Source organism: Sphingomonas sp. BLHR8 (assembly GCF_056821725.1).
The window spans coordinates 314,362-327,811 of record NZ_JBPDIM010000001.1; the positions used below are offsets into that span (position 1 = coordinate 314,362).

General features: G+C 69.7%; 11 protein-coding genes. 10 read left to right on the forward strand and 1 reads right to left on the reverse strand.

The annotated features are described in order from the left end of the window. The first annotated feature begins 1 nt into the window (after position 1). The 10 genes from ligD to ACRYJK_RS01665 all read left to right on the forward strand — a co-directional run bounded on the left by ligD (position 2) and on the right by ACRYJK_RS01665 (position 12,650). Positions 2-2,626, forward strand: a complete 2,625-nt coding sequence (ligD, locus tag ACRYJK_RS01620; protein ID WP_482665841.1) for a DNA ligase D — start codon at positions 2-4, stop codon at positions 2,624-2,626. Positions 2,627-2,770: 144 nt separating this feature from the next. Beyond that, a complete protein-coding gene (locus ACRYJK_RS01625; RefSeq protein WP_482665842.1) occupies positions 2,771-3,694 on the forward strand; it encodes a DUF808 domain-containing protein in 924 nt (307 codons plus the stop codon). An 8-nt stretch (positions 3,695-3,702) separates the two neighbouring features. Beyond that, positions 3,703-4,605 carry a sulfate adenylyltransferase subunit CysD gene (cysD, locus tag ACRYJK_RS01630; RefSeq protein ID WP_482665843.1) on the forward strand — a complete coding sequence of 301 codons (903 nt, stop codon included), beginning with the start codon at positions 3,703-3,705 and terminating at the stop codon, positions 4,603-4,605. Positions 4,606-4,607: 2 nt separating this feature from the next. Then, on the forward strand, positions 4,608-6,413 hold the full coding sequence (gene cysC / locus ACRYJK_RS01635) for an adenylyl-sulfate kinase (protein WP_482665844.1): 1,806 nt from the start codon (positions 4,608-4,610) through the stop codon (positions 6,411-6,413). Then, entirely contained in the window at positions 6,410-7,132 is a 723-nt protein-coding gene (locus tag ACRYJK_RS01640; RefSeq protein WP_482665845.1) for a 3'(2'),5'-bisphosphate nucleotidase CysQ, read from the forward strand. The genes cysC and ACRYJK_RS01640 overlap by 4 nt, the downstream gene beginning before the upstream one ends. Before the next feature lie 68 nt (positions 7,133-7,200). Beyond that, positions 7,201-8,553 (forward strand): glycosyltransferase, encoded by a 1,353-nt coding sequence (locus ACRYJK_RS01645; protein ID WP_482665846.1) that lies wholly within the window; start codon positions 7,201-7,203, stop codon positions 8,551-8,553. Beyond that, positions 8,550-9,479, forward strand: a complete 930-nt coding sequence (locus tag ACRYJK_RS01650; protein WP_482665847.1) for a glycosyltransferase family 2 protein — start codon at positions 8,550-8,552, stop codon at positions 9,477-9,479. Before ACRYJK_RS01645 ends, ACRYJK_RS01650 begins: the two co-directional genes overlap by 4 nt. Beyond that, positions 9,449-10,672, forward strand: a complete 1,224-nt coding sequence (locus ACRYJK_RS01655; protein WP_482665848.1) for a bifunctional PIG-L family deacetylase/class I SAM-dependent methyltransferase — start codon at positions 9,449-9,451, stop codon at positions 10,670-10,672. Before ACRYJK_RS01650 ends, ACRYJK_RS01655 begins: the two co-directional genes overlap by 31 nt. Next, positions 10,669-11,622 (forward strand): glycosyltransferase family 2 protein, encoded by a 954-nt coding sequence (locus tag ACRYJK_RS01660; protein ID WP_482665849.1) that lies wholly within the window; start codon positions 10,669-10,671, stop codon positions 11,620-11,622. Before ACRYJK_RS01655 ends, ACRYJK_RS01660 begins: the two co-directional genes overlap by 4 nt. After that, entirely contained in the window at positions 11,619-12,650 is a 1,032-nt protein-coding gene (locus ACRYJK_RS01665) for a hypothetical protein (RefSeq protein WP_482665850.1), read from the forward strand. The genes ACRYJK_RS01660 and ACRYJK_RS01665 overlap by 4 nt, the downstream gene beginning before the upstream one ends. Here the strand turns inward: ACRYJK_RS01665 and ACRYJK_RS01670 are convergent. Continuing rightward, the gene (locus tag ACRYJK_RS01670; protein WP_482665851.1) at positions 12,599-13,450 is read right to left on the reverse strand and encodes a hypothetical protein; all 852 of its coding nucleotides are present in this window, start codon (positions 13,448-13,450) and stop codon (positions 12,599-12,601) included. The genes ACRYJK_RS01665 and ACRYJK_RS01670 overlap by 52 nt on opposite strands.

Genomic DNA, 13,450 nt, shown 5'->3' on the forward strand with positions numbered 1-13,450 from the left:
CGTGGCGAAGCGCAAGTCCCCCGCTGCCGCCGCGCCGGACAAGGCGGCCTCGGACCCGCTCGCCGCCTACAATGCCAAGCGCGATTTCGGGCTGACGCCGGAACCCGCAGGCGAGGTCGCGCCGAGCGCGAAGGGCGACCGCTTCATCGTCCAGAAACACGCGGCGACGCGGCTGCACTGGGACTTGCGGCTTGAGGTCGACGGGGTGCTCAAGAGCTGGGCGGTAACGCGCGGGCCGTCGATCGACCCCGACGACAAGCGGCTGGCGGTGCGCACCGAAGACCATCCGATGTCCTACGCGGACTTCGAGGGGAACATCCCTAAGAAGGAGTATGGCGGCGGGACGGTGATGCTCTGGGACCGGGGTAGCTGGGCGCCTATCGCCGGCAAGAGCGCCAAAGACCTCGACGAAGGCCACCTCCACTTTACGCTCCAGGGCGAGCGGATGAAGGGGGAGTGGCTGCTGATCCGCCTCAAGCCCCGACCGGGGGAGAAGCGCGAGAACTGGCTGCTACGCAAGATCCGCGATAGTGAATCCCGCGAGGGCGACGTTCTTGTCGACACCGCGTTGACCAGCGTGCTGACCGGGCGGACGATGGCGGAGATTGCGGCGGATACCGCCAACACGCAGCCGCTCGCGGGCAAGGACGACCGAGCCTTTGCCAAGGCGATGGAGGCGGCGGCGACGCGCAACGCGAGCGTTTCCAAGCGGCGGCGCAGCAAGACCCCGGAACAGCCGCCCGCCTTCCGCCCGCCGCAGCTGGCAACGCTGGTCGACGATGTTCCCGCCGGCAACGGCTGGATGCACGAGATCAAGTTCGACGGTTATCGCGCGCTGATCGCGACGGGCGGCAGCAAGGTGACAGTGTGGACCCGCAACGGGCTCGACTGGACCGAGAAGTTTGCGCCTTTGGTCGGTCGCTTCGCCGCGCTCGACCTGCCGCCAGCGTTGATCGATGGCGAGATCGTGGCGCTGGATGCAGCGGGCAACCCGGATTTCTCGACGCTACAGAACGCGCTGAAGCGCGGGCACGGGGCGGAAAACCCGAACCACCCGCTCGCCTTCTTCGCGTTCGATCTGCTCGAGGTCGATGGCGAAGATTTGACCGCGCTGCCCAACATCGTGCGCAAGGAGCGGCTCGAGGCGCTGATGGGCCATGCGCAGCCGCCGCTGCACGTCGCCGACCACCTGCTCGGGTCAGGCGAGAAGCTGTTCGCGGCGATGGGGGCGGCGGGGCAGGAGGGGATCATCTCCAAGCGCATCGACGCGCCCTACCACTCGAAGCGCACCAAAAACTGGCTCAAGATCAAATGCACCCGACGCGGGACGTTCCGGATCATCGGCATGTCGCGCAGCACGACCAAGGCGCGCCCGTTCGCGTCGCTGCTGCTCGCGCGTGAAGAGGGGGGCGAGCTCGTCTATGCCGGGAAGGTCGGCACGGGTTTCGACAACAACACCATCGATGCGCTGTCGCAGCGGCTTGAGGGGCTGATCGTCGAGGAAGCGCCAGTGGCGGTGCCGCGGGTCGAAGCACGCGGCGCGCGCTGGGTGCGGCCCGAGCTTACGGCCGAGGTCGCCTTTGCCGAGATGACCGGTGAGGGCCGCGTTCGTCACGGCAGCTTCATCGGACTTGTCGAGACGAAGGCGAAAGGTAAGCGCGCGAAGACGGAGGCCCCCGCCGCGGAAGCGCCCGCCGCGGAAGCAGTCGTCGAGAAGGTCGCCAGGAAGGCGCGCGCCAAACCCGCCGTCGACCCGCTCGCCGACACCGGGGTGCGGCTGACCAATCCCGACCGGGTGGTGTTCCCCGAAACGGGCGAGACCAAGGGCGAGCTTGCGGCCTATTACGCCCAGGTCGCGGGGATCATGCTCCCCCACGCGGGCGCGCGGCCGGTCAGCCTGGTGCGCTGCCCGCAGGGGCGCGGCAAGAAATGCTTCTTTCAAAAGCATGACGCGGGCTCGTTCGGCGCGGAGGTGAAGCAGGTTCCGATCCGCGAAAAGGACGGCAGCAGCGAAGATTATCTCTACATCGACACGCCTGCGGGCCTCGTATCGTGCGTGCAGATGGGGACGATCGAGTTCCACGGCTGGGGGGCGCGCGCGGATGATGTCGAACATCCCGACCGGATGATCTTCGACCTCGACCCCGACGAGGGCCTCGATTTCGGGGATACCAAGGACGCGGCGGCGCATCTGCGTCGTCACCTCGCCGACCTCGGTCTCGTCAGCTTCGCAATGCTCTCGGGCGGCAAGGGCGTGCACGTCGTGGTGCCGCTGACCCCAGGCCACAGCTGGGAGGTGCACAAGGATTTCGCCCGCCGCTTCGCCGAAGCGCTCAGCCTCGCCGAACCCGACCGCTTCGTCGCGACGATGAGCAAGGCGAAGCGCGTCGGGCGCATCTTCATCGACTGGCTGCGCAACCAGCGCGGCGCTACCGCCGTACTGCCCTATTCGGTGCGCGCACGCGAAGGCGCGCCAGTGGCGGCGCCGGTGACATGGGAGGAATTGGCGAAGATCGACACCGCGGCGCGCTGGACGCTGCACGATGCCACCGAACTCAACGAGCGTGCGGCGACCAAGGCGCTCAAGGGCTGGGGCTTCGCCGCGCAGAAGCTGCCGGGGGTCTGACAGCCGGTCGCAGCGTGAGTGCGGTTTCCGGTGGGGTGGTTCGCCCGTGGCGCGATGATCTCGCAACGTCCCTTTGCGCGCCCTCCTGGATCGGCTAGCGCAAGCGCCGCGCATGGTGGCGCGATGTTGCTTTGAGGGGTTTGAATGCCGTCGGGTCTTGCTGCGCTGCTGGATGATGTCGCGGTGATCGCGCGTATGGCGGCGGCTTCGGTCGACGACGTCGGGCTCGCCGCAGCCAAGGCGGGGTCGAAAGCGGCCGGCGTGGTGATCGACGACGCGGCGGTGACCCCCTCCTACGTCACCAACCTGTCGCCCGACCGCGAAATTCCGATCATCGCCAAGATCGCGCGCGGATCGCTGTTCAACAAACTCGTCATTCTGCTGCCGGTGGCGCTGCTGCTGAGCGAGTTTCTGCCGTGGGCAATCACGCCGCTGCTGATGGTCGGCGGCGCCTACCTCTGCTTCGAAGGCGCGGAGAAGGTGATCGAAAAGGTCACAGGCGCCACGCATGGCGAAACGCTCGACGGGCCGATCGAGGACCCGGTCGCGTTCGAAAAGGAGCGGGTCAGCGGCGCCATTCGGACCGACTTCATCCTGTCCGCGGAGATCATGGCGATAGCGCTCGCGGAGATCGCGGACACGGTGCTGTGGGAACGTGCGTTGGTGCTGGGGCTCGTCGGCATTGCTATCACCCTCCTCGTCTATGGCGCGGTCGGGCTGATCGTGAAGATGGACGACATCGGCTTGCACCTCAGCCGGCGCAGCAACCCCGGCTCGCAGCGTCTGGGTCGCACGATGGTCAGGGCCATGCCCAAACTGCTCACCGCCCTGTCGACGATCGGCACCGCGGCGATGTTGTGGGTCGGCGGGCAGATCCTGCTGCACGGGATGGGCGTGCTCGGCTTTCACGCGCCCGAAGATTTCGTGAAGGGGATCGCGTCGTCGATCGGCGGCGGCGTGCAGGGCTGGCTGGTGAGTGCGCTCATGTCGGGGCTGTTCGGACTGATCGTCGGCGGGATCATCGCCGCGGTCATGCACAAGGTGCAGGCCTTGCGGGGCACGCACTGACGGCGACGATGACCAGGACCTCGTCCGCGCTGCTCGACCTGCTCGAGGCCGAGGCGATCCATATCTTTCGCGAGACGACCGCGCAGGCGCGCGCGCCGGTGCTGCTGCATTCGCTGGGGAAGGACAGCGCGGTGATGCTGCGGCTCGCCGAAAAGGCGTTCGCGCCGGCGAGCTTGCCGTTCCCGCTGCTGCACGTCGACACGACGTGGAAGTTCGCTGCGATGTACGGCGCACGCGATGCGCTCGCGACGCGCCACCGGGTGATCGTCCACCGCAATCCGCACGCAGTCGCGGACGGCATCAACCCGTTTGACCACGGCGCGCGGCACACGGACCTGTGGAAAACCGAAGGGCTTAAACAGGCGCTGTCGGCGGGTGGTTTCGACCTCGCCTTCGGTGGCGCGCGACGCGATGAGGACCCGGCGCGGGCCAAGGAGCGGGTCGTGTCGATCCGCGACGCAGGGGCGCGATGGGACCCGCGTCGTCAGAGACCCGAGCTGTGGTCGCTCTACAATGCGCGCGTGGCCGCGGGCGAGAGCGCGCGCGTCTTTCCGCTTTCCAACTGGAGCGAGCGCGACGTGTGGTCGTATATCGCTCGCGAGGACATCGACGTGGTCCCGCTCTACTTTGCGACGGTGCGCGACGTGGTGCGGCGGCCGGGCGGCTGGATGATGGTCGATGACGAACGCTGCCGCTTGTTGCCGGGAGAGGTCGCGGAGCGGCGTCGCGTCCGATTCCGCACGCTCGGCTGCTATCCGCTCACGCTCGGGGTCGAGAGCGAGGCCGAGACGGTCGACGCGATCATCGAAGAGCTCGCCGCGACCCGGACGGGGGAGCGCGCGGGGCGCCTGATCGATCGCGACGGAGCGAACGCGGGGCTCGAAGCGCGCAAGCGGGCGGGATATTTCTGATCGTGTCGGCAAGTCCGCTGCTTCGCCTGGTCATCTGCGGCAGCGTCGATGACGGCAAATCCACGCTACTCGGGCGGCTGCTCGCCGAGCTTGGCGCGCTGACGATCGAGCAGGCGGAAGCGGTCGGGCGCGCCGGGGGCGATCATTCGGCAGTGCTCGACGGGCTCGTGGCGGAGCGCGAGCAGGGCATCACGATCGACCTTGCCTGGCGTGGGTTCGAGACGGCGCAGCGGCGCTATCGCGTCGCCGATGCGCCGGGGCACGAGCAATATACGCGCAACATGACGACCGCGGCATCGACCGCCGATGCGGCGCTGGTGCTGGTCGACGCGCGCGCCGGCATCGTTACCCAAACGCGGCGCCACTTGCGCATTTGCGCGCTGATGGGGGTTGGCGACGTTCTCCTGCTGGTGAACAAGCTCGACCTGGTGGCGGACCCGCGAGCCGGCTTTGCGGACATCGCGGCGGAGTTCGCCGGGCTCGCACACGAATTGGGCTTTGCTCGTGCGCAGGCGTTGCCGGTGATCGCGCGCGATGGCGACAATTTGTGCGCGCGAGGTGATCGGCTCGCCTGGTGGGAGGGGCCGACGCTGGTTGAAGCGCTGGACGCGCTGGAGCCGCCCGCATCCGACGCTGGCGGCACGCTGCTGGCGGTGCAGTGGGTGGCGCGCCAGGCGGGGGGCGGGCGGGCGCTGGCCGGCACGCTTCGCGGGGGAGCGTTGAGCGTTGGCGACCGCATGCGGCTCGCCGGCGGCACGGGAGCGTCGACGACGGCCGCCGAGCTGTGGTGTCGCGGTGTCCGCAACTCCCGCGCCGAAGGGGGCGACCCGGTCGCCGTGATCCTCGATCCGCCGCTCGATGCCGGTCGCGGTGCGGTGCTGCTGGCCGACGCCGCAGAGCTCGACAGCGCCGACCAGTTCGAGGTCGACCTTCTCTGGTTCGCGGAAGATCCGCTGGTGGTCGGTCGCGGCTACCGCATGCAGCTCGGCGCGCAGGAAGCGGTCGCGGTGGTGCGCGCTCCCGACCATGTCGTCGACGTCGATAGCGGCACGCATATGGCCGCGCGAACGCTCGCCACGAACGACATCGGCGTTGCGAAGATCGCCTGCGACACGTGCCTGTCGTTTCGGCCCTATGCGCAGGATCGCGCGTTTGGCGGCTTCATCCTGATCGACATGGATAGCCAGGCGACGGTGGGCGCGGGGATGATCCGTCACGCGCTTTATCGGTCGAGCACCGTTCGCCCGCAGCCGGTGACGATGACCCCGCAGGCGCGCGCGGCGCTGCTCGGACAGCGGCCGCGACTGGTTTGGCTGACCGGCCTGTCGGGGGCGGGTAAATCGACCATCGCCGATGCGCTCGACCGTGCGCTGGCCGCAAAGGGGCGCCACGCCACGCTGCTCGATGGAGATAATCTGCGCCACGGTCTCAACCGCGATCTGGGCTTCACCGAGGCCGACCGGATCGAGAATATCCGCCGCGCGGGAGAGGTCGCTCGGCTGATGGTCGATGCCGGGCTGTTCGTGATCGCGGCCTTCATTTCGCCCTATCGCGCCGACCGGGCGTTGGTCCGCGCATTGCTGGGCGATGACCGGTTCATCGAAGTGCATGTCGACGTGCCGCTCACCGAAGCGGAGCGCCGCGATCCCAAGGGCCTGTATCGCCGCGCCCGGGCCGGGGAGATCGCCAACTTCACCGGCGTCAGCAGCCCTTACGAGCCGCCCGAAGCGCCCGATCTGCGCATCGACACGAGCGTCACCAGCGTCGATGATGCCGTGGCGATGATCCTTGAGCTGCTCCGCGCATGACCGACGCCGAACTTGCCGCGGATATCGCGCAAGGGGCGGGCGCGCTGCTGCTGGACCTCCGGCGGCGATTGGGCGGATCGCCCGATTGCGGGGCGCGGGCGGATCGGTTGGCGGACGACTTCATCACGCAGCGTCTTTGTGCAGGCCGCCCGGACGATGCGCTTCTTAGCGAAGAGCATGGCTGCGACGGCACCCGCCTGACGGCGCGGCGGGTTTGGATCGTCGATCCGCTCGACGGGACGCGCGAGTTTGCGGAAGGTCGGGACGACTGGGCGGTGCACGTCGGTCTCGCAATCAATGGGCAGGCGGTTGTCGGGGCCGTGGCGCTGCCAGCGCGAGGCCTCACGCTCCGCTCCGACGAAGCGCCCAAACGCGGCGAGGCTCCGGCTCGACCGCGGATTCTCGTCTCGCGGACACGACCGCCGGTCGAGGCCAACCGGCTGGCAGCGGGACTGGGCGGTGTACTCGTGCCGATGGGTTCGGCAGGCGCCAAGATCGCCGCCGTCATTACCGGGGAGGCCGACATCTACGTCCACAGCGGTGGTCAGCATCAGTGGGACAATGCCGCGCCGGTGGCCGTTGCGCTTGCAGCAGGTCTCACTGCGACCCGCATCGATGGCCAGCCGTTGCGGTACAACGAAGAGTCGACACGGATCGACGACCTGCTGGTGGCTCCCCCGGATCTTCACGCGCGCGCGCTTGCGATCCTGCGAAGTTAATCCGGGCACTTGGACGCGCCGCGCGCGTTCATAGTCCGCGCGACGCCGTGCGCGCTGGGGAGGTCCGCTTGCTCGTCAACATCATAACGATCGCGATGGTGGCGCTGATCGTTGTAAATCTGCTCGCATTCGCGGCAACGCTGCTTGCCCGCCTGCCCTTGTCCGGCGCGCGAGCCGGGGGCGATGTACGGGCGCGCGTCGGGCCCAACTCGCCCCCCCACGTATCCGTCCACATCGCCACCTATGACGAGCCGCCGACGATGGTGATAGCGACGCTCGACGCACTGGCAGCGCTGGACTACCCGTCGTTCGACGTGCTCGTCATCGACAACAACACGCCCGATGTCGCCGTGTGGCAACCGGTGGAAGCGCACGTCAAAATGCTGGGTCCGCGTTTCCGTTTCCTCCATCGGGACGGTGTGGTCGGCGCAAAGGCGGGCGCGCTCAACATCGCGCTTGATGCGACGCGCAGCGACGCGCGCTACGTCGCGGTGGTCGACGCCGACTATCAGGTGACACCGGATTTCCTCACCCTCGCCGTGGCCGAGGCGGAGGGGAGTGGTGCGGACTTCGTGCAGTTTCCGCAAGCCTACCGCGGAGTGGGTCGTGCGCAGGCGGTCGAGCGTGAATTGCGCGCCTATTTCCAGCGCTTCCCCATCGCCGCCAACGCGGCGGGAGCGCCGCTGCTGACCGGGACGCTGAGTCTGATCGATCGCCGAGCGCTTGCGGCGGCGGGCGGGTGGCCGACCGCGACCATCACCGAAGACGCCGAGCTCGGCGTTCGCCTGTGGAGCCTCGGCCTCAACGGTCGCTACGTCGATCGGGTCGTCGGTCACGGTTTGCTGCCGGTCGATCTCGCGGGGCTGCGGGTCCAGCGCCAACGTTGGGTGGCCGGCAATGTGCAGACGCTGGTCGACATGCTCCGCCAGCGCCGATGGGGTCGGCGCGGTGTTGCGGCCGTCGTTGCTCAACTCACGGCTTGGCCGAATTTCGTCGCCGTGCCCGTCGTGGCCCTTGCATGGCTAGCGCTCGCCGGCGACGACATGCCGATGGCCTCTTTTGTCGCGCTCATCGCCAGCGTTACGCTGTTCGGGACGCTTGTCGTGCTGGCCTCGCGTGCGATTGCGATGAGCGAGCCGCGGCTGCTGCTGGTGAAAAGCGCGCTGTTGTGGACGTCGAGCGTCGCGTGGTGGCCGGCATTATTCGGACGGGCGCTGCGCTTTCGTCGGACACCCAAGACGAGGCAGATCGTCGCGCGCGGTCCGATGGTCGACACATTCGGCTCTGCCCTGGCATTGGTCGTTGCGGTTGCGCTGGCCGTGCAAGGCTGGTCGATCGCCGCCGCGCTGACCGCGCTATGTGCGGCGGGTCTCGTCACCGGTCCGATCGTCGATCGATCGCTGCGATCCGCCGCCGCATGAGGTCGGCGATCGTCATCCCGACCTATAATCGGGCGCATCATCTGCCGCAGGCCGTCGAAAGCGCGCTGGCGCAGGTGCAGCACGACGTGCTTGTCGTGGTCGTCGACGACGGATCGAGCGATGCGACGCGTCAGGTGGTGGCGCGCTGGTTCGACCATCCGCGCTTCGTTTACGTCGCCTTGGGCGCCAACACCGGTACGGCGGGGGCGAAGAATGTCGGCCTTGCGCTGACGCCGTGCGACGCAATCAGCTTTCACGACAGCGACGACATTCCGCACCGCGACAAGATCCTGCGGCAGCAGCGCATCCTGACGCGCACCGACCTCGGCGCCGACCCGTGCCTTCCCTGGCACCTCGCCAGCAAACAGGCGCCGGGCGGGGCGGCGGCGATCGACGTTGTGCTCACCGCGCATCGGTTCGTCATGGCGGACGGGTCGAGCGCGCGGATCGCGAGGACGCTGTCGCTGCTCGACGATTTTTTCCCAAACCTTCAATTCGGCAGCGGGCCGCTGGGCGACTGGGTGCTGGTCAACTCCGGGCTGTTCCGCCGCAGCCTGTTCGACCGCATCGGCGGCTTTCGCGACAGCGTCGAGGAGGATCGCGACCTCCGCAATCGCGCGCTGATGGCGGGGGCGAATATCTGGTTCATCGACGACGTGCTGCTCGATAAATATGAGCAGGGCGACAGCCTCACCGCGTACGCCGCCACCGGCTACCGCAGCGAAAGGCGCGAGGGCGACCGCGCCGCGGTGTGGGAGACGATCGCGCGCTGGAAGTACGGCGGCGGCTGGGAGGCGGTGCCGATTGATCTGCCCGACGTGGGCCTCGCCTTCGTCTCCGCGCCGAAGCGGCTGGCGCTGCAAGACGCGCTGCCGATGACCGACACGACGCGCGCGTGGCTGACCCGGGCGCTGGCGGCGGCATGAGGATCGAGGCGGGCGGGCTGGTCGTGCTCGCGCCCCACCCCGACGACGAGGTGCTCGGCGCCGGCGCGATCATCGCGCGTGCGGCAAGGGCGGGCGTTGCGGTACGGGTCGTTTTGCTGACCGACGGCAGCGCCAGCCACCCGCACGCGGACGGCCTCGCCGAGCGGCGGCTCGCCGAGACCTACGCCGGACTGGGCGAGCTGGGCGTCGGCGAGGAGGCGGTGACGGCGCTGGGCGTGGCGGATGGAGCGCTCGACGCGGCCGCCCTCGACCTGGCGCAACTCCATAAAGCCATACCGCCCGACGCGACGCTGCTCGTTACCGATCCGAGCGACGGCCACGACGATCACCGCGCGGCGTTCGGCGTCGCGAGCCGCTTGCTGGGCAAACGGTTGGGCGCGGCGCTGTGGGTTATGCCGATCAGCCAGCGCGTCGATGGCCTGTTCGAGGCGCGCCCGCGCTGGCAGGCGATCGATGTCGGCGACGAGCGCGAGGCCAAAGCCCGCGCCATCGCCGCGCATGTCAGCCAGACCACCGACCCGAGCGGCTTCACCCTTGCGGCCGGCGTGGTCGAGGCATTTCTCGCTTTCGAATATGTCGCGCCGGTCGTGCTGCCGGGGGAGGGCGGGGCGGTTGGCGCGGCGCATTTCGATGCGATGTTCGAGAGCGACGCCGACCCGTGGGGCTATGACCGCGAATCCTATGAGGCGGACCGGTTCGAACGCACGCTCGCCGCGCTGCCCGCCCGACCGGGGCGTCTGTTCGAGGCCGGTGCGGCGGCGGGCGCCTTGACCGAGCGATTGGCGCTGGTCGCCGACGAGGTGGTGTCGGTAGAGGCATCGGCGGCGGCGGTCGCGCACGCCCGCGAGCGGGTGCGGGGTTTCGACAATGTCACCCTGCTTCACGGTGCGCTGCCTTTGGCGATGCCACCGGGGCCGTTCGACACGCTCCTGCTCTCCGACATGCTCTATTACCTCGGGCTCGAAGGGGTGATCGATCTGGCGCGGCGCTGCGATGCGGCGGCGGCGGCCGGTGCGCGCATCGTCGCGACCAACTATCTCGGCGAGACCGAATGCGCTTTGAGTGGCGACATGGCGGCGGAAGCGCTGATCGCGCACCTCCCCGGCTGGCGCCGGATCGATGTAACGCGCACCGACCGGCTGCGAATCGACGTGTTCGAGCGCGCACCATGATCGTCGCCATCCCAGCGCGCGACGAAGCGGCGCTCATCGGTCGCTGTCTCGATGCGCTGATGCCGCAGGGGGCGGCGGTGCTGGTGCTGGTCAACAATGCGACCGACGCCACTGCCGCCATCGCCCGCGAGCGGGGTGCGGAGGTGGTCGAGGTCACGCTCGACCCGCCGGGTGCGGGTTTTGCGCGGCGGATGGCGCTGGCGCTCGCGGCGGACCGTGATGAGCGCATCGCGACCACCGATGCCGACTGCGTGCCTGACCCCGACTGGATCGCGCAGATGGAGGCGGCGCTCGACGGGGTCGATGCGGTTGCAGGGCGGGTCAGCGGCGACTGGGCGGAGCTGCAGCACCAACCCCCGGAGGCGTTGCAGATCGGCGATCTCGAGTGGCGCTACCTCGCGCTGCGGGCGGCGGCGGAGGCGCGCTTCGACCCGCGTCCCCACGATCCCGCGCCCCGTCACGCGCAGCGCTGCGGCGCGAACATCGGCATCACCCGCGCGGCGTTGGAGCGTGTCGGCGGCGTGCCTGCGATAGCGAGCGGCGAGGACCGCGCGCTGCTCGCCGCGCTCGATGCGATCGATGCGAGGGTACGGCACGCGGTCGGCCCGCACGTCACCGCTTCGGGGCGACAGGTGGGGCGCGCGAGCGGTGGCATGGCGGACGCGCTCGCGGCGCGCACGAACGCTGAATATCGGAGCGACGAGCAGTTCGAGGATGCCGAGACGCTCGTGCACCGGGTGCGGGTGCGCGCCGCCGGACGTGCTGCGTGGACGGCCGGCGTGTGGCCGGACTTCGCGCAGGAGCACGGCGTCGCTTCCGTGACGTCGCTGCCGCATTTCGGCGCGACCTGGGCGGCGGTGGAGGCGGCGACGCCCGCGCTCGCGCACCACCCGCTCGACGTCGCAGCTCTGGAGCGCGCGGTCGCGCGATTGGAGGAACTGCTCGCATGATCGACCCGCTGCCCGCCATCGCCGCGCTCGACGAAGGCCTCGACCGCGGGACCGCGCACCCGCGCGAGGCGGTGGCGCTGCTGCGCGAGGCTGGCTGGCTGGCCGAGGCGGTCGAGGCGGCGCGCGCGGACGGATGGGAGCTTGCGTTTCACCGACTGTTTGCGCTCGGCGGCGTCAGCGTCGCGATGGCGCGGTTGTTTGAAGGGCACCTCAACGCGTTGCGGCTGGTCGACGATTGTGGCGATCCGGCGCAGCGCGAGCGTGTGGCGCGGGCGGCGCGGGCGGGCGCCATGCTGGGCGTGTGGGGCGCCGATGCGCCGGGCGCGGGGGTGACGTGGGACGGCGCGCGGTTGCACGGCGCCAAGGCGTTCGCCTCGGGGCTTGGCGCGGTAACCGGCGCCATCGTCACCGCGCGGACCGAAGCGGGGTTGCAGATGCTGCTGGTCGATGCCGATGATGCCGCGCGGCACCGGCCCGACCAGTGGGACGTCATCGCGATGGTGGGCAGCGCCTCGGGCGGGTTCGACTGCGAGGGGTTGGCGGGGGAGCCGCTAGGCGCGCCCGACGCGATGCTGGCGGAGCCGGCATTCCACGGCGGCCTGTGGCGGCTCGGAGCGGCCTATGCCGGCGCAATGGCCGACATTGCGCGCGGTGCCGCGACGTGGCTCGATGCGCGCGGGCAGGCGGGCGACGTGCGCCAGAACCACCGGCTCGGGCTGGTCGCGATCGAAGCGGACGGCGCGCGGCTGTGGGCGCGCCACGCCGCGCACTCCGTCGAGACAGGCGGCGATCCCGACCGCGGGATCATGGCCGCGCTTCAGGCACGCGAGGCGATCGAGGCGGCGGCGCTGCGGCAATTTGCCCTGGTCGAGCGTATCGTCGGGACCGCGCTTCACGCGCGTGGGTCGGCGCTCGGGCGGCGCATCCGCGACCTGCGCTTCTATCTGCGCCAAGCCACGCTCGATGCGAAGCTCGACTATTCGACCGCGCTGTGGCGGGGTCGGGCGGGGGCGTCGCTCTCGCCGTAGCGGGATTCGAGGTAGCGCGAATGGCTCGCGAGCCGGTCCATGTCGCGCGCGGCAAGGTCGCGGCTGAGCCGATCGATGGCGCGATCGACGCTGGCGAGGCCGTCGATGAGGTCGCGCTCCGCCACCCGGCCGTTGCGGTCTTCGCGCCGCATGGCGGTGGGAACCGACTGGTAGCTGCGGATAAGTTCGGGCAGCTCATCGCCGACGATGCGCCGCGTCTCGACCGCTTCGGGCGACGCGCCGCCGAGCGCTTCCAATTGCGGGCCGAGCTGGGCGATACGCTCGCCGATGCTGTCGACCAGCGTCTGCGCGGGCGCGGGGAGGGCGCGGCGCTGCTGGCCGAGCCAGACGTTGGTCCGCTCCGCGATCTGCGCGACATCGGCGCGGCCGAGGTCGGCCGGACGGAGCGCTTTCTCCTTGCCGAACGACAGCGCGATCGGGACCAGCAAAATCGCCAACAGCATCATCAGCGTGAAGCCGATGATGCCGATGCCGCCGAGGAGGCCCGACGCCACCGCCGCGCCGATCACCAGCGCGAGGAGGCCACTGAAATAAGCGATCGCCACCCGCTTCGCCCGCCGGGCGAAGCCGCGCTTTTGCGCTTGCACCGGCCGCGCGATCGCCGCGCTGCGCTGGCGGCGGAGGGCGACTTCCGCACTTTCCACCGCCGTGCTGACCGACTGGCTACGCGGCAGCGGGCCGATCGGCTGCGGCAGCGGCTGCAGCGATCCCGCCGTCGGCTCGACCGGCGCGAGCGTCGGCGCCATCGGTGGCGCTGCAGGGCGGACGGGCTCGCTCAA

What these genes read in the sequence shown, in the direction of transcription:
- ACRYJK_RS01625 (WP_482665842.1), top strand. Translation starts at nt 2,771, where the DNA reads ATGCCGTCGGGTCTTGCTGCGCTGCTGGATGATGTCGCGGTGATCGCG.
- cysD (WP_482665843.1), top strand. Translation starts at nt 3,703, where the DNA reads ATGACCAGGACCTCGTCCGCGCTGCTCGACCTGCTCGAGGCCGAGGCG.
- ACRYJK_RS01640 (WP_482665845.1), top strand. Translation starts at nt 6,410, where the DNA reads ATGACCGACGCCGAACTTGCCGCGGATATCGCGCAAGGGGCGGGCGCG.
- ACRYJK_RS01650 (WP_482665847.1), top strand. Translation starts at nt 8,550, where the DNA reads ATGAGGTCGGCGATCGTCATCCCGACCTATAATCGGGCGCATCATCTG.
- ACRYJK_RS01660 (WP_482665849.1), top strand. Translation starts at nt 10,669, where the DNA reads ATGATCGTCGCCATCCCAGCGCGCGACGAAGCGGCGCTCATCGGTCGC.
- ACRYJK_RS01665 (WP_482665850.1), top strand. Translation starts at nt 11,619, where the DNA reads ATGATCGACCCGCTGCCCGCCATCGCCGCGCTCGACGAAGGCCTCGAC.